The sequence below is a fragment of the Pseudomonas sp. PS01300 genome, assembly GCF_029960155.1.
In the GTDB taxonomy this organism is placed as follows: Bacteria; Pseudomonadota; Gammaproteobacteria; order Pseudomonadales; family Pseudomonadaceae; genus Aquipseudomonas; species Aquipseudomonas palmensis.
Map to the genome: position 1 here is coordinate 14,533 of NZ_JASCPN010000057.1, position 21,680 is coordinate 36,212.

The 21,680-nt window shown below is 66.2% G+C and carries 16 protein-coding genes; 7 read left to right on the plus strand and 9 right to left on the minus strand.

Annotation, left to right across the window (positions count from 1 at the left end):
- Positions 1–10: 10 nt before the first annotated feature.
- Positions 11–949: a spore coat U domain-containing protein gene (locus QMX96_RS21575; protein WP_100632862.1), complete on the plus strand. Its 939-nt coding sequence runs from the start codon at positions 11–13 to the stop codon at positions 947–949.
- On the opposite strand, the gene QMX96_RS21580 is transcribed toward QMX96_RS21575, so the two are convergent.
- On the minus strand, positions 913–2,127 hold the full coding sequence (locus QMX96_RS21580; protein WP_282362368.1) for an MFS transporter: 1,215 nt from the start codon (positions 2,125–2,127) through the stop codon (positions 913–915). The two genes, QMX96_RS21575 and QMX96_RS21580, sit on opposite strands and share 37 nt — an antisense overlap.
- Before the next feature lie 96 nt (positions 2,128–2,223).
- Here QMX96_RS21580 and QMX96_RS21585 point away from each other — a divergent pair, with 96 nt between their 5' ends.
- Positions 2,224–2,679: a helix-turn-helix domain-containing protein gene (locus QMX96_RS21585; protein WP_043863967.1), complete on the plus strand. Its 456-nt coding sequence runs from the start codon at positions 2,224–2,226 to the stop codon at positions 2,677–2,679.
- 105 nt (positions 2,680–2,784) lie between these two features.
- On the opposite strand, the gene QMX96_RS21590 is transcribed toward QMX96_RS21585, so the two are convergent.
- The 3 genes from QMX96_RS21590 to QMX96_RS21600 all read right to left on the minus strand — a co-directional run bounded on the left by QMX96_RS21590 (position 2,785) and on the right by QMX96_RS21600 (position 5,261).
- Positions 2,785–3,933: a M14-type cytosolic carboxypeptidase gene (locus QMX96_RS21590; RefSeq protein WP_058540284.1), complete on the minus strand. Its 1,149-nt coding sequence runs from the start codon at positions 3,931–3,933 to the stop codon at positions 2,785–2,787.
- Between the two features lie 48 nt (positions 3,934–3,981).
- On the minus strand, positions 3,982–4,494 hold the full coding sequence (locus QMX96_RS21595; protein ID WP_043863965.1) for a DUF4880 domain-containing protein: 513 nt from the start codon (positions 4,492–4,494) through the stop codon (positions 3,982–3,984).
- Positions 4,495–4,928: 434 nt separating this feature from the next.
- Positions 4,929–5,261: a DUF3077 domain-containing protein gene (locus tag QMX96_RS21600; protein WP_054914395.1), complete on the minus strand. Its 333-nt coding sequence runs from the start codon at positions 5,259–5,261 to the stop codon at positions 4,929–4,931.
- Positions 5,262–5,393: 132 nt separating this feature from the next.
- On the opposite strand from QMX96_RS21600, the gene QMX96_RS21605 reads away from it, so the two are divergent.
- On the plus strand, positions 5,394–6,011 hold the full coding sequence (locus tag QMX96_RS21605) for a S24 family peptidase (protein ID WP_063611980.1): 618 nt from the start codon (positions 5,394–5,396) through the stop codon (positions 6,009–6,011).
- 72 nt (positions 6,012–6,083) lie between these two features.
- Here QMX96_RS21605 and QMX96_RS21610 read toward each other — a convergent pair whose 3' ends face one another.
- The 4 genes from QMX96_RS21610 to QMX96_RS21625 form a co-directional block, all read right to left on the minus strand.
- Positions 6,084–8,042, minus strand: a complete 1,959-nt coding sequence (locus tag QMX96_RS21610) for an acetyl/propionyl/methylcrotonyl-CoA carboxylase subunit alpha (RefSeq protein WP_282362370.1) — start codon at positions 8,040–8,042, stop codon at positions 6,084–6,086.
- On the minus strand, positions 8,039–8,857 hold the full coding sequence (locus QMX96_RS21615; RefSeq protein ID WP_282362371.1) for a gamma-carboxygeranoyl-CoA hydratase: 819 nt from the start codon (positions 8,855–8,857) through the stop codon (positions 8,039–8,041). The genes QMX96_RS21610 and QMX96_RS21615 overlap by 4 nt, the downstream gene beginning before the upstream one ends.
- Positions 8,858–8,860: 3 nt before the next feature.
- Positions 8,861–10,465 (minus strand): carboxyl transferase domain-containing protein, encoded by a 1,605-nt coding sequence (locus QMX96_RS21620; protein WP_043863960.1) that lies wholly within the window; start codon positions 10,463–10,465, stop codon positions 8,861–8,863.
- 83 nt (positions 10,466–10,548) lie between these two features.
- A complete protein-coding gene (locus QMX96_RS21625; protein ID WP_043863959.1) occupies positions 10,549–11,712 on the minus strand; it encodes an isovaleryl-CoA dehydrogenase in 1,164 nt (387 codons plus the stop codon).
- A gap of 204 nt (positions 11,713–11,916) precedes the next feature.
- Here QMX96_RS21625 and QMX96_RS21630 point away from each other — a divergent pair, with 204 nt between their 5' ends.
- Positions 11,917–13,590, plus strand: coding sequence for an AMP-binding protein (locus QMX96_RS21630; RefSeq protein ID WP_043863958.1), 1,674 nt, complete (start codon positions 11,917–11,919; stop codon positions 13,588–13,590).
- A gap of 132 nt (positions 13,591–13,722) precedes the next feature.
- Here the strand turns inward: QMX96_RS21630 and QMX96_RS21635 are convergent, their stop codons facing one another.
- Positions 13,723–13,878 (minus strand): hypothetical protein, encoded by a 156-nt coding sequence (locus QMX96_RS21635; RefSeq protein WP_167400188.1) that lies wholly within the window; start codon positions 13,876–13,878, stop codon positions 13,723–13,725.
- A gap of 142 nt (positions 13,879–14,020) precedes the next feature.
- On the opposite strand from QMX96_RS21635, the gene QMX96_RS21640 reads away from it, so the two are divergent.
- Genes QMX96_RS21640 through glgB form a run of 3 tightly spaced genes read left to right on the plus strand, consistent with a single transcriptional unit; the run spans position 14,021 to position 21,577 of the window.
- A complete protein-coding gene (locus QMX96_RS21640; protein WP_123753094.1) occupies positions 14,021–16,027 on the plus strand; it encodes an alpha-1,4-glucan--maltose-1-phosphate maltosyltransferase in 2,007 nt (668 codons plus the stop codon).
- Between the two features lie 27 nt (positions 16,028–16,054).
- On the plus strand, positions 16,055–19,363 hold the full coding sequence (treS, locus tag QMX96_RS21645) for a maltose alpha-D-glucosyltransferase (RefSeq protein WP_043863956.1): 3,309 nt from the start codon (positions 16,055–16,057) through the stop codon (positions 19,361–19,363).
- Entirely contained in the window at positions 19,364–21,577 is a 2,214-nt protein-coding gene (glgB, locus tag QMX96_RS21650; RefSeq protein WP_282362375.1) for a 1,4-alpha-glucan branching protein GlgB, read from the plus strand.
- Positions 21,578–21,680 lie beyond the last annotated feature (103 nt).

The window sequence follows — 21,680 nt, forward strand, 5'->3', positions numbered from 1 at the left end:
GCTGACCTGCATGCGCGCCCAGGCGCTGTGCCAGGTGCTGGCAACCACGCCAGCCACTTTCGGCCTGGTCAACTCCACCCTGATACGCACCACGGTGCAGACCACCACGGCGCCCAGTGCCGGCTTGAGCTGCACCGGTTCGCTGCTGACCCTGCTGCGTTCGGATGACTCCTTCAAGGCCACCTTCACCGCCAACAACGGCACCACCGGGCTGGTGGGCCCCACCGGCGACGTCATCCTCTACACGCTGTACGCCAACAACAGCACCAGCTACCCGATCACCCGGGGCCAGCCCTACGATTTTGCGCGCAACGGCATCATCGATGCCCTGGGCCTGCTCGGCGGCACCTCGCCCAAGACCGTGCCCATCTACCTGCGCACGCAAATGACCAGCAACGTGGCGGCCGGCCTGTACCAGGAGACGTTCACCGTGGCCTGGAGCATCGACTATTGCTGGGGGCTGGGTCTGGGCAGCGCCTGCCTGGGGCGGCAGGTGTTCAACGCCACTACCACCCTGACCATCAACCTGACCGTCACCAACGACTGCCAGATCAGCTCGCCCAACATCGTGTTCGGCAGCGCGCCGGTGGTCAGCGGGTTCGCCACGGTGAGCCAGAACGTCAACCTGGCCTGTACCAAGGGCAGTGCCTACACGGTGGGGCTGGATGACGGGCAGAACGTGGCAGGCGGGCGTCGGCGCATGAAGTCCAGCGCCGGCAACTACCTGGCCTATGACATCTTCAAGAGTGGCGGGGGCGTGCGCTGGGGCAGCCTGAGCAGTGCGCGGCGCGCCAGCAGCGACGCCGACATCAACCCGGGCAACGGCAATGGCAGTGGCAGCGCGGCCGGCAGCCAGGTGTTCAACTACAACGCCAGGGTCTACACCGACCAGGCCACGCCGCCGGCCGGCGACTACCTGGACAGCGTGATACTCGACGTGCAGTTCTGAGCCGGCTGGCGCACGGTGCGCCACCAATACCCCAGTGCCAGCACATTCAACCCCGCGCCCAGCACGCATACCAGCAGCCAGCCGCCCCAGGCGTAGGCCAGCGTCGAGGCCAGCGAGCCCAGTGCACTGCCGATGGAGTAGAACAGCATGTAGGCGGCGGTGAGCCGGCTGTGAGTATCGGCCGGCAGGCGGTAGATCAGGCTCTGGCTGGCCACGTGCAGCGCCTGCAGGCCCAGGTCGAACACCACCACCCCCAGCAGCAGTGCCCACAGCGATTGCTGGGTGAGGGCGATGGCGTCCCACGAACCGATCATCAGCAGCAGCGAGAGGCCGCTGACCCGTTGCCCCAGGCCACGGTCGGCCAGCCCGCCGGCACGCGCGGCGGCCAGCGCCCCGGCGGCGCCGGCCAGGCCGAACAGGCCCACCTCGGTTGCCGACAACGACAGCGGCGGGGCGCTCAGGGGCAGTACCAGCGGGGTCCACAGCACCATGGCCGAAGCGAAGCTGAGCATCGCCAGCAGGGCCCGCTGGCGCAGCACCGGCTGCTCGCGCACCAGTTGCCACAACGACACCAGCAGCGCGCCGTAGCCAGTGTTGGGGCGCGCAGCCGTGTGTGCGGGCAGCACGCGCCACAGCAGCAAGGTCATCAGCAGGGTCAGCGCTGCCGACAGGGCGTAGATCGAGCGCCAGCCGGCCAGATCGGCCATCGCCCCGGACAGGGTGCGGGCCAGCAGGATGCCGATCACGATACCGCTGGTGACCATGCCCACCACATGCCCGCGTTCGGTGTCGGCCGATACGCTGGCGGCATGCGCCACCAGCAGTTGCGCCACTACCGCCAACAGGCCGGTCAGGGCCATGCCGACAAACAGCCAGGCGCTGCTGGTGGCCAGCGCGATCATCAGCAAGGCCAGCACCGACAGCAGCGACTGCAGCACGATCAGCCGGCGCCGCTCGAACAGGTCGCCCAGAGGTACCAGCAGTATCAGGCCCAGGCCGTAGCCCACCTGGGTCAGGGTCACCACCAGCCCCACCAGCGCCGGGTCGATGGCGAAGTCGCGGGCCATCGCGTCCAGCAGTGGCTGGGCGTAATACACGTTGGCCACCGCCAGTGCGCAGGCGACGGAGAACAGCAGGGCGAGCCACGGCGAAAGCCGGGGCGCAGGGGAGGCGGGCATGGCGATATCCTATGTGGTTGCATAATGAAACTGGTTGTATGCTGAGAGGACCGGTTTTATATTGCAACTACTTTTTTCAGCCTGCCGAGAGCGATCATGGTTCAACGTACCCGCCTGCAAGATGCCGAATGCCCGGTGGCCCGGTCACTGGACGCGATCGGTGACTGGTGGTCGCTGTTGATCGTGCGTGATGCGTTTGATGGCTTGCGCCGCTTTGGCGAGTTCCAGCGCAACCTGGGCATGGCCAAGAACATTTTGGCCTCGCGCTTGCGCCAGTTGGTGGAGCACCGGATTCTGGAGCTGGTGCCGGCGTCGGATGGCAGCGCGTACCAGGAGTACGTGCTGACCGAGAAGGGGCGCGGGTTGTTTCCCTTGATCGTGGGGCTGCGCCAGTGGGGCGAGGCGTTTTTCTACCAGCCTGGCGAGGCGCATTCGGTGCTGGTGGACCGCCAGAGCGGGGCGCCGGTGGGCCCACTGCAGCTGCGAGCGGCGGATGGGCGGGTGCTGGGGCCGGATGATTGCGTGCGGGTGGCGGGGCCGCCGCCGGCCTGACCTGCCTCATCGCGGGTCAGGCCGCTCCCACAGGGCACTGCAAGCCTTGTGGGGGCGGGCTTGAACCGCGATGGGGAGCGCTGCGGGGCGGCGGTGCGCCAGCCCCTAGCGCAGCGCTGCGACCAGCTTCGCCAAGGTGTCGATCACCGCGCTGCCCAGCGCCTTGGAGCGTCCACCCGACCAGCCGGTCACCGCATCGGGCGCGTCGTCGTGGTCCTTGAACGGCATCTCCAGGGTCAGCGACAGGCAGTCATGCGCCTGGCCCACCGCATTGCATGCCAGGGTCATGTTGGCCTGCCCAGGCTTGCTGCGCGGGTAGCCGTGGGTGGTCTGGAAGTCCCGGGTCACGCTGCACAGGGTGCTGCGAAAACGCTCCTCCAGTGCCGCGATCCGATCCGTGTAGCCCGGGTTGCCTTCGCACCCGGCCGTGAACACATGGGGTATTTCCTCATCGCCATGGGCATCCAGGAACAGGTCCACGCCATACAGCTTCATCTGCTGCTGGGCGAACAGCACCTCAGGGGTGTGTTCGATGTTCGCATCCTGCCAGGCGCGGTTGAGGTCCTTGCCCCTGGCATTGGTGCGCAGGTGCCCGGCAGCGGCACCGTCCGGGTTCATGTTGGGGATCAGGTACAGGTCGGCGACCGCCAGCAGGGCCTGCACGGTGGCATCGTTACCCTGTATGCGGTCAATCACGCCCTCCATGAACCACTCGGCCATGTGCTCGCCGGGGTGCTGCTGGGCGATGATCCACAGCTTGCGCTTGCCCGCGCCCCCGTCGCCCGCCCGCAGCAACGGGATATCGCGCCCTTCGACGCTGCGCCCGGTGGCCAGCAGTTCCACGCCCGGCAAGGCGCTGGCGCGTTCGATCAGCTGATTGTGCCGCGCGCGCGGGTAGGGCTCGAAATAGGCGAACCAGGCCTGTGTTTCGCGGGGCTCAAGGCTGAAGTGCAGGGCCTTGCCGTCGTAGCGGGTCGGCACGCGAAACCAGTTCTGCTGGTCGTAGGACGCTACCGCCTGGTAGCCCTCCCATGCGGCGCTATAGGACGACTGGCTGGCGTTGTCCAGGCTGAAGGCGTGGGTATGCCCGGGCGTCAGCCCGCTGGCCTTGAAGTGAAACCACTGGAAATGCCCGCTGTGGGTGTCGGGGCGGATGTTCAGGTGAATCCGGGACGGGTTGCCGGCATCGACGAGCAGGATGTTGCCGGCATCGAATGCGCAATCGATGCTAACGGGGGACAGCGTCACGGTCATGGCCAGGCTCCGGTAGAGTTGTTGTGCCAACCACTCTACACCCCTGGATCACGACCAGAAACCGATCGCCAGCGCCGCTGCCAACCCCAGGCCGAGCGCCACCGAGCAGCCTCCCAGCGAAACACCGGCCCAGGCCTGGCGATACCAGTGCCCATCGCCCAGTTGCCGGGCCGGTGCCAGCAGGTTGCGCCAGCGCAATTCGGTGGCATGGAACGCATGCAGGTGTTCGGGGGCGGCATCCAGCCAGCGGCGAAAGTCGATGCGCTCGCTGGCGGTGATGTCCGGGCTCTGCAGGCGCACATACCATTGCGCCGCCGCAGTGCTGGAGGCGCTGCGCACCGGCAGGGCGGCCTGCAGTACCTGGCCCATGTGCCGTTCCACGGTCGGTGCGCCGATGTCCAGGCGCTGGGCGATGGCGGCGAACGACAGTTGATCGAGACGATTGAGCAGGAACACCTGCTGTACCCGGCGTGGCAGCTTTTTCAGGCGCACGAGCAGGGCATCTTCGCCGAGGTCGGCGCTATCGTGATGGTGTTCAAGGGGCAGCAACAGACGGGTCATGTACGAGCTCCTTGCAGAAAGAAACGACTGAAGAGAAGGGGGCGTCTTCCCTGACGCTGCGACAGCTTAATCTACATGAGATTGATTCTCAAGTGCTGAATCGGCAAAGGCTTGCCTCGGGGTTACATATCGAGACATACATTTGCTATCATCGCTGCCATTCAAGCACCACCCGCCTTCATTAGCCTGAAGAGCCAAAAAAAAGACCCGGCAAAATGCCGGGTCAAAAACCGTGATTAGCCTGATGAGGAGATAATCTGAGAGTCCGACCTAAGGGCTTTCAGTTATCCAACCAGTCTCGCGACCAGTTGTTTGCAATAATAATCGTTCTCATTTTCAAGTCAAATGAATTTTCTGTTATCCAGCAAAAAATTCCGCATCGCTGTGCCTGGTCGTTGAACCACGGCCTGCCCCACCGCCGTTCCCGTTGCCCATCATCCCTCCCTTGATTGAAGCTCCTGCCGCCTGGCCTGTTCCGCGAGGCTGCGGTCCAGCAGCGCCCTGGCCATGTTGATCATGTGCATCACCGAGAAGGCCATGTCCCGTGAGTTGCCTTTGAGGTTGTCGGCCGACTCGTAGGCGCTGGCTGCGGCGCAGCGCAGCATGCTCGAGGCGTGTTCGGTGGCCGCTTCGGCCGAGAGGTCCTGGCGGGCGATGAACAGCTGGTCGTCCGTGTGGCTGACCGTAGATGGGGTAGGGTTGAGGTAATAGTCCAGTGCGCGGCGTGCCGCTTCGCTGTCCAGGTCGTTGAAAGGGGGTGGGGTCATGGGGCTGCCTTCCTTGTAGTGAGTAGGAAAAGATTACCCTTCAATCCTAAGTACATGTTGTATTGCATTCCATCGCTTAAATACTACAGAGTATGTATTGAGTCGCTGCTGTCAGTCCGTATCGTGCCAGCGATGAAAAAATGGAATGAACTGGCGAAAGCCAGAATGCGCGAGCTGGGCCTCACGCAGGAGAAACTGGCCGAACGCCTCGGGGTGACCCAAGGTGGCGTTGGCCATTGGATTCGGGGAAGGAACAACCCACCGCTGGCCACCATCGACGAAATCCTGCGGATACTGGGCATGGGGCGCATGGGCGTGGTCTGCGACGACGCCGTCGCGGAGCCGTCCGGGGTCTATGCCACACCGGCGCTGGGTGCATTCCGCTACCCGCTGTCGGACTGGGAGCACCTGGCCGAGCCTGTCGAAGGCGCGCCGACCGTGCTCAGCGACCACCTGGCCGATGGCCCGTGCTACTGGCTGACGGTGGAAGGTGACGCGATGAATTCGCCCATGGGCCTGAGCGTGCCGGCGGGCATGATGGTGCTGGTGGACAGCGGTCGAATTGCCGAGATCGGCGCGCTGGTGATCGCGCGCCTGCCCGGCAATCCTGTCGCGGTGTTTCGCCAGCTGGTCGAGGAGGGTGGTCAGCGGTACTTGCAGCCGCTCAATCCCACCTGGCCCAAACTGACGTGGGAGGAGGGCACCGAGGTGCTCGGTGTGGTGGTGCAGGCGTCTATCCGGCTGGGCTGAAAAGCGTCGCTGGCAAGCCGGCCCACACAGGGTTTCATGGCGCCCACAAAACCCTGTGCAGGTGCAGTGCCGTCAGCCTTCCTGAACCTCCAGCTCCACCAGCGCGGCCCCTTCGCTGACCATCTCGCCTTCCTGGCAATACAGCGCCTTGACCGTCCCCGCCTGGGGTGCGCGGATGCTGTGCTCCATCTTCATGGCCTCCAGCACCACCAGTTGCGTGCCGGCCTCGACCGCCTGACCGACCTCCACCAGTACCCGCACGATGCTGCCGTTCATGGGCGCACTCATGCCGCCCTGGTGCGCATGGCCGGCGTCCGCCTCGGCAATCGGGTCGAAAGCGCTTACCCCGTGCAGCTCGCCATCCCACTCCAGATACAGCGTTTGCCCACGGCGCACGGCCAGGTGCCTGCGCCGCACGCCTTCGTGCTCGATCACCAGGTGCTCGCCGTCCATGCGCGCGGACACCGACCCGGGGTTCAGGCTCAGTGCCCGGTCTTCGCCATTGCAGCGCAGGTGCAGGGCGGTCTGCGCCGGTACGCCCGGCCTGAAACCGGTGGCGGCTGCCCACGGCGAGTGCCGGTCATCAGCGCGCACGCAGGCGGGGCGCGATTGCTGTAAGGCCTGCCCGGCAGCCTGCCAGAACGCTGTCGGCAACGCGACGGGGGCGGGCAGCAGTTGATCCTGATAGCGCGGGATGAACCCGGTATCCAGTTCGGCCTCGGCGAAGGCGCGGTGGGCCAGGATGCGGCGCAGGAAGGCGATGTTGGTCTTCAGGCCGCCAATGGCGAAGCTGTCGAGCATCGCCAGCAGGCGCAGGCGTGCCTGCTCCCGGTTCTCGCCCCAGGCAATCAGCTTGCCCAGCATCGGGTCGTAGAACGGCGAGATGCTGTCACCTTCGCACACGCCGCTGTCGACCCGGCGCCCTTCGCCCGGCGCCGACTCGCGGTACAGCGCCAGGTGCCCGGTGGCCGGCAGAAAGTCGTTGGCCGGGTCCTCGGCGTACAGGCGTACCTCGATGGCATGCCCGTGCAGCGGCACCTGGTCCTGCGTCAGCGGCAGCGCCTCGCCGCACGCCACGCGGATCTGCCAGGCCACCAGGTCCAGGCCGGTGATCGCCTCGGTCACCGGGTGCTCCACCTGCAGGCGGGTGTTCATTTCCATGAAGAAGAATTCGCCGCGGGCATCGAGCAGGAACTCGACCGTGCCTGCGCCCACATAGCCGATGGCCTGGGCCGCACGTACCGCCGCCTCGCCCATGGCCTGGCGCTGCGCCGGGCTCAGGCCGGGGGCCGGGGCTTCCTCGACCACCTTCTGGTGACGACGCTGGATCGAGCAGTCGCGCTCGTTCAGGTACAGGCAGTTGCCATGCTGGTCGGCGAACACCTGGATTTCGACGTGACGCGGCTTGAGCACGTACTTTTCGACCAGCATGCGTGCATCGCCGAACGACGACAGCGCTTCACGCTGGGCCGAGGCCAGGGCTTCACCCAGCTGGCTTTCCTGCTCGACCACCTTCATGCCCTTGCCACCGCCACCGGCGGTGGCCTTGAGCAGTACGGGGTAGCCGATGCGCTGGGCGGCCGCGCGGAAGGTCTCCAGGTCCTGGGCTTCGCCGTGGTAGCCAGGCACCAGCGGTACCCCGGCCACTTCCATCAGCGCCTTGGCCGCCGACTTGCTGCCCATCGCGTCGATGGCACTGGCCGGCGGGCCGAGGAAGATCAGCCCGGCTTCTTCGATGGCCCGGGCAAAGCCTGCGTTCTCAGACAGAAAGCCATAGCCCGGGTGTATCGCCTGGGCGCCGCTGGCCTTGGCCGCGGCAATCAGCCTGGGGATGTCCAGGTAGCTCTCGGCCGCCTTGGCGCCACCCAGGTCAACCCGGATATCCGCTTCGCGGCTGTGCCGCGCATCGCGGTCGATGGCGCTGTGCACGGCCACGGTGGTCAGGCCCATGGCCTTGGCGGTGCGCATCACGCGGCAGGCGATCTCGCCACGGTTGGCGACCAGCAGGGTGGTCAGCAGAGGGCGGCTCATGGGCGTGGCTCCTTGTCCGAAGCGGGGGTTTGCCAGGCTGGCGTGCGTTTTTCGAGGAAGGCGCGCAGGCCCTCCTGGCCTTCGGCGCTCACGCGGATACGCGCAATGGCGCCTTCACAGTAGCGGCGCAGGGCAGGGGTGAGCTCACCATTGCCCACTTCGCGCAGCAGCTCCTTGCTGGCGCACATGGCCTGCGGGCTGTTGAGCAGCAGGTTGTCGACCCAGCGCTCGACCTCGGCATCCAGGTGCGCGGCCGGGCAGGTTTCGGCCAGCAGGCCCAGTTCGCGGGCCCGCTCGCCGCTGAAGCGTTCGGCGGTCAGGGCATAGCGGCGGGTGGCGCGCTCGCCCATGGCCTGCACCACGAACGGGCTGATCACCGCCGGCGCCAGGCCGATGCGCACTTCAGACAGGCACAGCTGCGCGTCGTCGGCACCGATGGCCATGTCGCAGCAACTGATCAGCCCCACGGCACCGCCGAAGGCTGCGCCCTGGACCACCGCCAGGGTCGGCACCTTGAGCCGCGCCAGGTTGTACATCAGCTCGGCCAGCTCGCGGGCGTCGTCCAGGTTGGTGTTGTAGTCCAGCTGCGCCGACTGCTGCATCCAGGCAAGGTCGGCGCCGGCACTGAAGTGCCGGCCGCGCCCGCGCAGCACCATGAAGCGCAGGCTGGCGTCGTTGCCGATCTGGTCGATGGCCATGATCAGTTCGCGGATCATCTGCGCGTTGAAGGCGTTGTTCTTGGCCTCGCGGCTCAGCCACAGGGTGGCGAAGCCGCGAGAATCGCGAATCAGTTCAAGGGTAGAGAAGTCGCTCATCGGTCACATCCGGAAAATGCCGAAACGGCTCGGTTCGATCGGGGCATTGAGGGCTGCCGAGAGGGCCAGGCCGAGAATCTCGCGGGTTTGCGCAGGGTCGATGACGCCGTCGTCCCACAGCCTTGCGCTGGAATAGTAGGGGTGGCCCTGGTGTTCGTACTGGTCCAGGATCGGCTGCTTGAGCTGCGCCTCGTCCTGCGGGCTGAAAACCTGGCCGCTGCGCTCGCTCTGTTCGCGCTTGACCTGGGCCAGCACGCCTGCGGCCTGTTCGGCGCCCATCACGCCGATGCGCGCGTTGGGCCACATCCACAGAAAGCGCGGGTCGTAGGCACGCCCGCACATGCCATAGTTGCCGGCACCGAAGCTGCCGCCGATGATCACGGTGAACTTGGGCACCTGGGCACAGGCCACTGCGGTCACCAGCTTGGCGCCATGCTTGGCGATGCCGCCGGCCTCGTACTTCTGGCCCACCATGAAGCCGGTGATGTTCTGCAGGAACAGCAGCGGGATGCCGCGCTGGCAGGCCAGCTCGATGAAGTGCGCGCCTTTCTGCGCGGCCTCGGCGAACAGGATGCCGTTGTTGGCCAGAATCGCCACCGGGTAGCCGTGCAGGTGGGCAAAGCCGCACACCAGCGTGGTACCGAACAGCGCCTTGAACTCGTCGAACAGCGAGCCGTCCACCAGGCGCGCGATCACCTCGCGCACATCGAACGGCTGCTTGGCATCGGCCGGCACCACGCCGTACAGCTCGTCGGCTGCGTACAGCGGGGCGATCGGGGTGCGCACCTGAAGCTGGCCCAGCTTGCGCCAGTTGAGGTTGGCCACGCAGCGCCGGGCGATGGCCAGGGCGTGTTCGTCGTTGTCGGCATAGTGGTCGGCCACGCCGCTGACCTTGCAGTGCACGTCGGCACCGCCCAGGTCTTCGGCGCTGACCACCTCGCCGGTGGCGGCTTTGACCAGCGGCGGGCCGGCCAGGAAGATGGTGGCCTGCTGGCGCACCATGATCGCCTCGTCGGCCATGGCCGGCACGTAGGCACCGCCGGCGGTGCACGAGCCCATCACCACGGCGATCTGCGGGATGCCCTGGGCGCTCATGGTGGCCTGGTTGAAGAAGATGCGGCCGAAGTGCTCGCGGTCGGGGAACACCTCGTCCTGGCGCGGCAGGTTGGCGCCGCCAGAGTCCACCAGGTACACGCAGGGCAGGCGGTTCTGCTGGGCGATGGTCTGGGCGCGCAGGTGCTTCTTGACAGTCAGCGGGTAGTACGAGCCGCCTTTGACCGTGGCGTCGTTGGCCACGATCATGCACTCCACGCCCTCGATGCGGCCGATGCCGGCGATCACGCCGGCGGCAGGCACGTCTTCGCCGTACACCTCGTGGGCGGCCAGCTGGCCGATCTCCAGAAACGGCGAACCCGGGTCGAGCAGGCGGTCGATGCGGTCGCGCGGCAGCAACTTGCCGCGTGAGGTGTGGCGCTCCTGGGCCTTGGGCCCGCCGCCCTGGTGCACGCTGGCGAGCAGGTCACGCAGGCCTTGCACCTGTTCGAGCATGGCCGCGCTGTTGAGCGCGAATTCGGGCGCGCGGGGGTTCAACTGAGACTTCAGAATCATCGTGGCTCCTGGCGCAGCTTCAAGCGGCAAGCTCCAAGCTGCAAGAGTGGGTCTGCGTTATGGCGGCGTTGCCGCTGAGCGCCTCAGCGCGTCTCGTTGAACAGCTCGCGACCGATCAGCATGCGCCGGATCTCGCTGGTGCCGGCGCCGATCTCGTACAGCTTGGCGTCGCGCAGCAGGCGGCCTGCGGGGAACTCGTTGATGTAGCCGTTGCCGCCCAGAATCTGGATTGCCTCGAGGGCCATCTGGGTGGCGCGCTCGGCGGTGTAGAGGATCACCCCGGCGGCGTCCTTGCGGGTGGTCTCGGCGCGATCGCAGGCCTGGGCCACGGCATACAGGTAGGCGCGGCTGGCATTGAGCTGGGTGTACATGTCGGCGATCTTGCCCTGGATCAGCTGGAACTCGCCGATGCTCTGGCCGAACTGCTTGCGGTCGTGGATGTAGGGCACCACCAGGTCCATGCACGCCTGCATGATCCCGGTAGGGCCGCCGGAGAGCACCACACGCTCGTAGTCCAGGCCGCTCATCAGCACCTTCACGCCACCGTTGAGCTGGCCGAGGATGTTCTCCTGGGGCACCTCGACGTTGTCGAAGAACAGCTCGCAGGTGTTGGAACCGCGCATGCCCAGCTTGTCGAACTTGTTGCTGCGGCTGAAGCCGGCCCAGTCGCGCTCGACGATGAACGCGGTGATGCCGTGGGGGCCCTTTTCCAGGTCGGTCTTGGCGTAGATCACGTAGGTGTTGGCGTCGGGGCCGTTGGTGATCCAGGTCTTGCTGCCGTTGAGCACGAAGCGGTCGCCGCGCTGTTCGGCACGCAGTTTCATCGACACCACGTCGGAGCCGGCGTTGGGCTCGCTCATGGCCAGGGCGCCGATGTGCTCGCCGCTGATCAGCTTGGGCAGGTACTTGGCTTTCTGTTCGGCGGTGCCGTTGCGGTTGATCTGGTTGACGCAGAGGTTGGAGTGGGCGCCGTAGGAGAGCGCGACCGAGGCCGAGCCGCGGCTGATTTCTTCCATGGCTACCACGTGGGCCAGGTAGCCCAGGCCCGCGCCGCCGTATTCTTCGCTGACGGTGATGCCCAGCAGGCCCATGTCGCCGAACTTGCGCCACATGTCGGCGGGGAACAGGTTGTCCTGGTCGATCTGCGCCGCACGCGGGGCCAGCTCGGCTGCGACGAACGCCTGCACCTGGTCGCGGAGCATGTCGATGGTTTCGCCCAGGGCGAAGTTCAGGGTCGGATAACGCATGCTGGCACCTTTCTTGTCGATTGTTCTTTGAGTTGCGTGGTGGTTGACCCGCGATCGAGGCGCTGCGATCTGTCACCTTTACGTTAACGTAAACCCCACACCGAACACTGTCAATCTCCCCATGACCTTTACGTTAACGTTAATTTGCGCCACATTAGGTCTCGCGTGAATCAGCACCCACAACAATCACAATACGGGGTCGTCATGAATCAACCGAGCTACACCCAGGGTCGCCAGGACAAACCGCTGCTGGCCATGACCATCGGCCAGGCCCTGGACAACACCGTGGCGCGCTTTGCCGAGCGCGAGGCACTGGTGGTACGCCACCAGCAACTGCGCTACAGCTGGCGCGAACTGGCCGACAGCATCGACCTGCATGCCCGCGCCCTGATGGCGCTGGGCCTGAAGACCGGCGACCGCCTGGGTATCTGGGCGCCCAACTGCGCGCAGTGGTGCATCGCCCAGTTCGCCACCGCCAAAATCGGCGTGATCCTGGTCAACATCAACCCGGCCTACCGCACCAGCGAACTGGAATACGTGCTGCGCCAGTCTGCCTGCCAGTGGCTGATCTGCGCCGGCACCTTCAAGACCTCCGACTACCATGCCATGCTCGGCGAACTGCTGCCGGAGCTGGCGCACCAGGCGCCAGGCCAGCTCAATGGCGAGCGCCTGCCCGACCTGCGCGGGCTTATCAGCCTCGACGACGCGCCGCCGGGCGGCTTCCTGCCGTGGGCGGCGCTGGCCGGCATGGCCGAGCAGGTCGCCCCGGCCGAGTACCAGCAGCGCCAGCAGAGCCTGCAGTTCGACCAGCCGGTGAACATCCAGTACACCTCCGGCACCACGGGCTTCCCCAAGGGCGCGACCCTGAGCCACTACAACATCCTCAACAACGGCTACATGGTCGGCGAGAGCCTGGGCCTGACCGAGCATGACCGCATGGTGATCCCGGTGCCGCTGTACCACTGCTTCGGCATGGTCATGGGCAACCTGGGCTGCATCACCCACGGCACCACCATGATCTACCCCAACGACGCCTTCGACCCGCTGCTGACCCTCGAGGGCGTGGCCCGCGAGCGCGCCACCGTGCTGTACGGGGTGCCGACCATGTTCATCGCGCTGCTCGACCAGCCGCGGCGCGGTGACTACGACCTGAGCAGCCTGCGCACCGGCATCATGGCCGGCGCCACCTGCCCGATCGAAGTGATGCGTCGGGTGATCGACCAGTTGCACATGGGCGAGGTGCAGATCGCCTACGGCATGACCGAGACCAGCCCGGTGTCGCTGCAGACCGGCCCGGACGACGAGCTGGAGCTGCGCGTGACCACGGTGGGGCGCACCCAGCCGCAACTGGAGAGCAAGATCGTCGACGAACACGGCTGCATCGTGCCGCGTGGCACCATCGGCGAACTGTGCACCCGCGGCTACAGCGTGATGCTGGGCTACTGGGGCAACCCGGCGGCCACCAGCGAGGCGATCGACCCGGCGGGCTGGATGCACACCGGCGACCTGGCGAGCATGGACGAGCAGGGCTACGTGTGCATTGCCGGGCGCAACAAGGACATGATCATTCGCGGTGGCGAGAACATCTACCCGCGCGAGCTGGAGGAGTTCTTCTTTACCCACCCGTCGGTGGCGGACGTGCAGGTGATCGGCATTCCGGATGAGCGTTACGGCGAGGAGATCGTGGCGTGGATCAAGCTGCACCCTGGGCACAGCGCCACCGATGGGGAGCTGCAGGCCTGGTGCAAGAGCCGCATCGCGCACTTCAAGACGCCGCGACATTTTCGTTTCGTCGAGGAGTTTCCGATGACGGTGACCGGCAAGATCCAGAAGTTTCGCATGCGCGAGATCAGCATCGAGGAGTTGTGCAACCGTTGAGCTCGGCGTTTCAGCCATCGCGGGTCAAGCCCGCTCCCACAGGTATCGCGCATTTCTGTAAACCACCGCACTCCTGTGGGAGCGGGCTCGACCCGCGATGGGCACACCGCAGTGCAACTGCCGGATCCCGGTCTACGCTTGCACCTTCACCGGCGGCTCTTCACTGGGCGGGTCGCCCACGGGCTCCTGCTCCTTGGGCGGCTCAGGCTCCTTCTCGGGCACCGGTGGTGGCAGATTGGGGTCATCGATATTCGGATCGGGCGTTTCAGCAGGAATAGGAATATTCATGGGCCTAACCTCACATAAAGGGCTGTTCAAAGGCTGACCCATTCTTCGACCGTGGCCGCGCCGCATCGCTCATTTTTTATTGAACCCCCACGCCTGCCATTGCTCTGAACCTTACCGTCACAGCGTAACGGAGCGATGTTCGATGACCCGCGATGAGCCTTTCAGCACCGATGAAACCAGCGAGCACACCCTGACCCTGGCCAGGGCGCTGCTGCTGCCGCGCATAGTGATCGAGAACACCGAGCCTGTGCTCGACGCCGGCCAGCATGCGGTCAAGGGCACCGTGGGCGAACAGGTCACCGTTACCAGCAAGGTCTTCGCCGACGGCCACGACGTGCTGGCCGTGCGCCTGAGCTGGCGCCGCCTGCAGCACCCCAACTGGCACGAAGTGCCCATGACGCTGCTGGGCAACGACAGCTGGGAGGGGCGCTTCACGGTCAGCGAGGTGGGCCGCCACCTGTTCATGATCGAGGCCTGGATCGACCAGTACGCCAGCTACTGCTACGAGCTGGAGAAGAAATTCGCCGCCGGCGTCGACGTAGGCCTGGAGCTGGAGGAAGGCCGCCGCCACCTGATGCAGAGCGCCGAGCGCAGCAGCGAGCCGCTGCGTGCGCAACTGGAGGCGGTGGCCCTGCAACTGGCCAGCCTGCCTGCCCAGGCCGGTGTCGAGCTGCTGCTGCACGACGACACCCGCGCCCTGATGGGCCGCGCCGACCACCGTGCCTACCTCAGCCGCAGCGCCGAGTTCCCCCTTGAGGTGGAGCGCGAGCGCGCACGCTTTGCCAGCTGGTACGAGCTGTTCCCGCGTTCGGTCACCGACGACCCGGCCCGCCACGGCACCTTCAACGACGTGCATCAGCGCCTGCCGATGATCCGCGACATGGGCTTTGACGTGCTGTATTTCCCGCCCATCCACCCCATCGGCACCCAGCACCGCAAGGGCCGCAACAATGCCTTGCAGGCCGGCCCCGACGACCCCGGCAGCCCCTACGCCATCGGCAGCGCCGACGGCGGGCACGAGGCCATCCACCCGCAGCTGGGCAGCCGCGAAGACTTCCGCCGGCTGGTGGCCGCCGCCGCCGAGCATGGTCTGGAAATCGCCCTGGACTTCGCCATCCAGTGCTCCCAGGACCACCCCTGGCTCACCGAGCACCCGGGCTGGTTCAGTTGGCGCCCCGACGGCACCATCCGCTATGCCGAGAACCCACCGAAAAAATACCAGGACATCGTCAACGTCGACTTCTATGCCGCCGACGCGGTGCCAGCCCTGTGGCTGGCCCTGCGCGACGTGGTGCTGGGCTGGGTGCAGGAGGGCGTGACCCAGTTTCGCGTGGACAACCCGCACACCAAGCCGCTGCCGTTCTGGGAGTGGCTGATCGCCAACGTGCGCAGCCAGCACCCGCAGGTGATCTTCCTCGCCGAGGCCTTCACCAAGCCGGCGATGATGGCGCGCCTGGGCAAGGTAGGCTATTCGCAGAGCTATACCTACTTCACCTGGCGCAACACCAAGGCCGAGCTGCAACAGTACTTCGGCGAACTCAACCAGCCGCCGTGGTCGTACTGCTACCGCCCCAACTTCTTCGTCAACACGCCGGACATCAACCCGTTCTTCCTGCACGACTCCGGCCGCCCGGGCTTTCTGATTCGCGCAGCGCTGGCCACCATGGGCTCGGGCCTGTGGGGCATGTATTCGGGGTTCGAGCTGTGCGAGGCGGCGGCGATACCGGGCAAGGAGGAATACCTGGACTCGGAGAAGTACGAGATCCGCCCGCGCGACTACACCCAGCCCGGCAACATCATTGCCGAGATCGCCCAGCTCAACCGCATCCGCCGCCAGCACCCGGCGCTGCAGACCCACCTGGGCATCCGCTTCTACAACGCCTGGAACGACAACATCCTGTACTTCGCCAAGGGCGATCCGGCCAGCGGCAGCCTGATCCTGGTGGCCGTCAGCCTCGACCCGCACAACGCCCAGGAGGCGCACTTCGAGTTGCCGCTGTGGGAGCTGGGCCTGGAGGACGACGCCGAAACCTTCGGCGAAGACCTGATGAGCGGCCATCGCTGGAGCTGGTACGGCAAGACCCAGTGGATGCGCATCGAACCCTGGCACCAGCCGTTCGGCATCTGGCGCATCACCCCGGCCCGCTAGCCCCCCGCCAACCAGAAGGAGTCGTACATGGCGAAGAAAGCCCGCCCAGCCACGTTCATCAACGACCCGCTGTGGTACAAGGACGCGATCATCTACCAGGTGCACGTCAAGTCGTTCTTCGACTCCAACGGCGACGGCATCGGTGATTTTCCCGGCCTGATCGCCAAGCTCGACTACATCGCCGAGCTTGGGGTCAACACCCTGTGGCTGCTGCCGTTCTACCCCTCGCCACGGCGCGACGACGGCTACGACATCGCCGCCTACAAGGCCGTGCACAGCGACTACGGCACCCTGGCCGACGTGCGACGCTTCATCGCCGAGGCGCACAAGCGCAACCTGCGGGTGATCACCGAGCTTGTCATCAACCACACCTCCGATCAGCACCCGTGGTTCCAGAAGGCCCGGCGCGCAAAGCCCGGCTCCAGGGCGCGGGACTTTTATGTGTGGTCCGACACCGATACCAGGTACGACGGCACGCGCATCATCTTCCTCGACACCGAGCACTCCAACTGGACCTGGGACCCGGTTGCCGGCCAGTACTTCTGGCACCGCTTCTACTCGCACCAGCCCGACCTCAACTTCGACAACCCGCAGGTGCTCAAGGCGGTGATCGGGGTGATGCGCTACTGGCTCGACCTGGGCGTGGATGGCTTGCGCCTGGATGCCATCCCGTACCTGATCGAGCGCGATGGCACCAACAACGAGAACCTGCCCGAAACCCACCAGGTGCTGAAGAAGATCCGCGCCGAAATCGACGCCAACTACCCCGACCGCATGCTGCTGGCCGAGGCCAACCAGTGGCCCGAGGACACCCAGCTGTACTTCGGCGAAGGGCAGGGCGACGAGTGCCACATGGCCTTTCACTTTCCGCTGATGCCGCGCATGTACATGGCGCTGGCCCAGGAAGACCGCTTTCCGGTCACCGACATCCTGCGCCAGACCCCGGAGATCCCGGCCAACTGCCAATGGGCGATCTTCCTGCGCAACCACGACGAGCTGACCCTGGAGATGGTCACCGACCGCGAGCGCGACTACCTGTGGAACTACTACGCCCAGGATCGTCGCGCGCGCATCAACCTGGGCATCCGCCGGCGCCTGGCACCGTTGCTGCAACGCGACCGGCGCCGGGTCGAGCTGCTGACCAGCCTGCTGCTGTCGATGCCGGGCACCCCGACCCTGTATTACGGTGACGAGATCGGCATGGGCGACAACATCTACCTGGGCGACCGCGACGGCGTGCGCACGCCGATGCAATGGTCCATCGACCGCAACGGCGGCTTCTCCCGCGCCGACCCGGCACGCCTGGTGCTGCCGCCGATCATGGACCCGCTGTACGGCTACCAGTCGGTGAACGTCGAGGCCCAGGCCAGCGACCCGCATTCGCTGCTCAACTTCAACCGTCGCCTGCTGGCGGTGCGCAAGCAGCAAAAGGCCTTTGGCCGCGGCAGCCTGACCATGCTCTCGCCCAGCAACCGCCGCATCCTGGCGTATGTCCGCGAATTCACCGGCAGCGACGGCAAGGGCGAGACCATTCTGTGCGTGGCCAACGTGTCCCGCGCCGCCCAGGCGGCAGAGCTGGACCTCTCGGCCTATGTCGACCAGGTGCCGGTGGAGATGCTCGGCGGCAGCGCGTTCCCGCCGATCGGCCAACTGCCGTTTCTGCTGACCTTGCCGCCCTATGGCTTCTACTGGTTCCTGCTCGCGCCCAGGGACCAGATGCCCAGCTGGCATGTGCAGCCCGCGCAGCCGCTACCGGAGTTCACCACCGTGGTGCTCAAGAAACGCATGGAAGAGCTGCTCGAATCACCGTCGCGCGACACCCTGCAAGACGCCATCCTGCCGCAGTACCTGCCCAAGCGCCGCTGGTTCGCGGGCAAGGGCGCCGCGCTGGAAAAGGTGCGCATCGCCTATGGCGTGCGCTTCGGTGCGGCCACCAGCCCCGTGCTGCTCAGTGAAATCGAGGTCGACAGCGGCGGGCAGACCAGCCGCTATCAGTTGCCGTTCGGCCTGATCGGCGAAGACCAGCTGACCAGCGCATTGCCCCAGCAACTGGCCCTGTCACGGGTACGCCGGGGGCGCCAGGTGGGCCTGATCACCGATGGTTTCGTGCTCGAAAGCTTCATTCGCGCGGTGCTGGCCGGCTTTGCCGATGGCACGCGCCTGAGCTGCAGCGACGGCGAGTTGCAGTTCCAGGCCACCGAGCAGCTGGCCGCCCTGGAGCTGGGCGACGAGCCGGCGGTGCGCTACCTGTCGGCCGAGCAGTCCAACAGCTCGGTGGTGGTAGGGGGCAGCCTGGTGCTCAAGCTGATCCGCCGGGTCAATGGCGGCATCCACCCCGAGCTCGAGATGAGCGCCTACCTCACTGCCGCCGGCTACCCGAACATATCACCGCTGCTGGGCTGGCTGAGCCGGGTGGACGCCACCGGGCAGCCGCACCTGCTGATGATCGCCCAGGGCTACCTGAGCAACCAGGGCGACGCCTGGGACTGGACCCAGAACACCCTGGAACGCGCGATTCGCGACGAAATGGAACCCGGCATCCAGGCCCCGCAGGCCCATGCCGATGCCTTGCAGGAGCTGCAGGCCTTTGCCGCGCAGCTGGGCCAGCGCCTGGGCCAGATGCACCAGGTGCTGGCCGCGCCCACCCAGGACCCGGCGTTCAAGCCGCGGGTGAGTAGCGCGCGCGATGGCAAGGCCTGGGGCAAGCAGGTCAGCGCCCAGCTCAACCAGGCGTTCGACCTGCTGGAGCAGCACCGCGATGAGCTGGATGCCGACAGCCAGGCGCTGGTCGACGACCTGGGCAAGCAGCGCAAGGGCCTGCTCGAACAGGTCAGCGAACTGGCCATGCAGGCGGTCGGTGGCGTGCTGATACGGGTACACGGCGACCTGCACCTGGGCCAGGTGCTGGTGGTGCAGGGCGATGCCTATCTGATCGACTTCGAAGGCGAGCCGGCGCGCCCGCTGGAGGAGCGACGCGGCAAGCACAGCCCGTACAAGGACGTCAGCGGCGTGCTGCGTTCGTTCGACTATGCTGCTGCGATGGTGTTGCGCAGCGCGTCGGGGGTGGACGTCTCGCCGCCGGCCCGCCAGGCCCGTCAGCGCGTGGCGCGGCGCTACCTGCACCAGGCCCGGCATGCCTTTGTTCAGGCCTACGATCTGGCCACCGCCGACCTGCCGCACGCCTGGGAACAGCCCGGCGGGGCACGCGCGGCGCTGGACCTGTTCAGCCTGGAAAAGGCTGCCTACGAAATTATGTATGAAGCCGAGAATCGCCCGAGCTGGTTGGCCGTGCCCTTGCATGGCCTCCATGGGCTTGTCAGTACGTGGGGAGAATGAATGAGCGCGCACAAGCGGGAACAGGCTGGGTTGGGCACAAGGGATATCGATGACCTGGTCAATGCCAGGCACGGCGACCCGTTCGCGGTGCTCGGGCCGCACCCGGATGGCGCGGGCGGGCAGTGGATACGCGCCTACCTGCCCGATGCCCTGAGCGCCCGGGCGCTGGCCCGTGACAGTGGGCAGGTGCTGCTGGAGCTGGAGCAGGGCAGTGTGCCCGGGCTGTTCAGCGGGCGGTTGCAGCAACCGCAGGCGTACGACCTGCACATCAACTGGGCAGGGGGCGAGCAGGTCACCGAAGACCCCTACAGCTTTACCCAGTTGCTGCTGGGCGAGATGGACCTGTACCTGTTCGCCGAAGGCAATCATCGCGACCTGGCCAAGGTGTTCGGCGCGCAGCCCGCACAGGTGGACGGCATCGACGGGGTGCGCTTTGCGGTGTGGGCGCCGAATGCGCGGCGGGTGTCGGTGGTCGGTCACTTCAACAACTGGGACGGGCGCCGCCACCCGATGCGCAAGCGCGTGCCCAGCGGTGTGTGGGAGCTGTTCATCCCGCGCCTGCAGGCCGGCGAGACGTACAAGTACGAACTGCTCGGGCCCGACGGCATCCTGCCGCTCAAGGCCGACCCGCTGGCACTGGCCACCGAGCTGCCGCCCAGCACCGCCTCGAAGGTGGCCGCCGCGCTGGGCCATGTGTGGCAGGACCAGGGCTGGATGCGCGTGCGTGCGGCGCACCAGGCCACCAACGCGCCGCTGTCGATCTACGAACTGCACGCCGGTTCCTGGCAATGCGAGCTGGATGAAAGCGGTGAAGTGGCTCGCTACTACAACTGGCGCGAACTGGCCGAGCGGCTGGTGCCCTACATCCAGGAGCTGGGCTTCACCCATATCGAGCTGATGCCGATCATGGAGCATCCGTTTGGCGGCTCGTGGGGCTACCAGCCGTTGTCGATGTTCGCGCCCACCGCGCGCTATGGCACGGCCGAGGATTTCGCCGCGTTCATCGACGCCTGCCACCAGGCCCACATCGGCGTGATCCTCGACTGGGTGCCGGCGCATTTTCCCACCGACGAACATGGGCTGGCGCAGTTCGACGGCACCGCACTGTATGAGTACGCCAACCCGCTGGAGGGCTTCCACCAGGACTGGGACACGCTGATCTACAACCTGGGGCGCAACGAGGTGCACGGCTTCATGCTGGCTTCGGCATTGCACTGGCTCAAGCATTTTCACATCGACGGGCTGCGGGTGGATGCGGTGGCCTCGATGCTGTACCGCGACTACTCGCGCAAGGCCGGCGAATGGGTGCCCAACCGCCACGGCGGGCGCGAGAACCTGGAGGCCATCGATTTTCTGCGCCACCTCAACGACGTGGTGGCCCAGGAGGCGCCGGGGGCGCTGGTGATCGCCGAGGAATCCACCGCCTGGCCGGGTGTCAGCCAGCCGACCCAGCAGGGCGGCCTGGGTTTCAACTACAAGTGGAACATGGGCTGGATGCACGACACCCTGCATTACATCCAGAACGACCCGATCCACCGTGCGCATCATCACAACGAGATGAGCTTCGGCCTGATCTACGCGTATTCCGAGCATTTCATCCTGCCGATTTCCCATGACGAGGTGGTGCACGGCAAGCACTCGCTGATCGACAAGATGCCGGGCGACCGCTGGCAGAAGTTCGCCAACCTGCGCGCGTACCTGGCCTTCATGTGGTGCCATCCGGGCAAGAAGCTGCTGTTCATGGGCTGCGAATTCGGCCAGTGGCGCGAGTGGAACCATGATGCGGAACTGGACTGGTACCTGTTGCAGTACCCCGAGCACAAGGGTGTGCAGTCGCTGGTGGCCGACCTGAACCGGCTGTACCGCGACCAGAAGGCGCTGCATCAGCAGGACTGCGTGCCGCAAGGGTTCCAGTGGCTGATCGGCGACGATGCGCGCAACAGCGTGTATGCGTGGCTGCGCTGGAGCGCCGAGGGCGAGCCGTTGCTGGTGGTGGCCAACTTCACGCCGGTGCCGAGGGAGGGTTATCGCATCGGGGTGCCGTTTGGCGAACAGTGGGTGGAGGTGCTCAACAGCGATGCCCAGGTGTATGCCGGGTCCAACTACGGCAACCTCGGGGCGGTGAACAGCGAGGCGTTGCCCAGCCATGGGCAGCCGCTGTCGCTGGCGGTGAACCTGCCGCCACTGGCGGTGCTGGTGCTGCGCCCGGCTTGAGACCTTGGGCCTGCTGCGCAGGCCATTCGCGGGTCAAGCCCGCTCCCACAGGGATTGCAGTGTTTTCAGGAACTGCACTGCACCTGTGGGAGCGGGCTTGACC

What these genes read in the sequence shown, in the direction of transcription:
- QMX96_RS21635 (WP_167400188.1), bottom strand. Translation starts at nt 13,878, where the DNA reads ATGAATATTCCTATTCCTGCTGAAACGCCCGATCCGAATATCGATGAC.
- QMX96_RS21640 (WP_123753094.1), top strand. Translation starts at nt 14,021, where the DNA reads ATGACCCGCGATGAGCCTTTCAGCACCGATGAAACCAGCGAGCACACC.
- QMX96_RS21600 (WP_054914395.1), bottom strand. Translation starts at nt 5,261, where the DNA reads ATGACCCCACCCCCTTTCAACGACCTGGACAGCGAAGCGGCACGCCGC.
- QMX96_RS21590 (WP_058540284.1), bottom strand. Translation starts at nt 3,933, where the DNA reads ATGACCGTGACGCTGTCCCCCGTTAGCATCGATTGCGCATTCGATGCC.
- treS (WP_043863956.1), top strand. Translation starts at nt 16,055, where the DNA reads ATGGCGAAGAAAGCCCGCCCAGCCACGTTCATCAACGACCCGCTGTGG.
- QMX96_RS21630 (WP_043863958.1), top strand. Translation starts at nt 11,917, where the DNA reads ATGAATCAACCGAGCTACACCCAGGGTCGCCAGGACAAACCGCTGCTG.
- QMX96_RS21625 (WP_043863959.1), bottom strand. Translation starts at nt 11,712, where the DNA reads ATGCGTTATCCGACCCTGAACTTCGCCCTGGGCGAAACCATCGACATG.
- QMX96_RS21580 (WP_282362368.1), bottom strand. Translation starts at nt 2,127, where the DNA reads ATGCCCGCCTCCCCTGCGCCCCGGCTTTCGCCGTGGCTCGCCCTGCTG.
- QMX96_RS21575 (WP_100632862.1), top strand. Translation starts at nt 11, where the DNA reads ATGCGCGCCCAGGCGCTGTGCCAGGTGCTGGCAACCACGCCAGCCACT.
- glgB (WP_282362375.1), top strand. Translation starts at nt 19,364, where the DNA reads ATGAGCGCGCACAAGCGGGAACAGGCTGGGTTGGGCACAAGGGATATC.
- QMX96_RS21595 (WP_043863965.1), bottom strand. Translation starts at nt 4,494, where the DNA reads ATGACCCGTCTGTTGCTGCCCCTTGAACACCATCACGATAGCGCCGAC.
- QMX96_RS21585 (WP_043863967.1), top strand. Translation starts at nt 2,224, where the DNA reads ATGGTTCAACGTACCCGCCTGCAAGATGCCGAATGCCCGGTGGCCCGG.
- QMX96_RS21610 (WP_282362370.1), bottom strand. Translation starts at nt 8,042, where the DNA reads ATGAGCCGCCCTCTGCTGACCACCCTGCTGGTCGCCAACCGTGGCGAG.
- QMX96_RS21620 (WP_043863960.1), bottom strand. Translation starts at nt 10,465, where the DNA reads ATGATTCTGAAGTCTCAGTTGAACCCCCGCGCGCCCGAATTCGCGCTC.
- QMX96_RS21615 (WP_282362371.1), bottom strand. Translation starts at nt 8,857, where the DNA reads ATGAGCGACTTCTCTACCCTTGAACTGATTCGCGATTCTCGCGGCTTC.
- QMX96_RS21605 (WP_063611980.1), top strand. Translation starts at nt 5,394, where the DNA reads ATGAAAAAATGGAATGAACTGGCGAAAGCCAGAATGCGCGAGCTGGGC.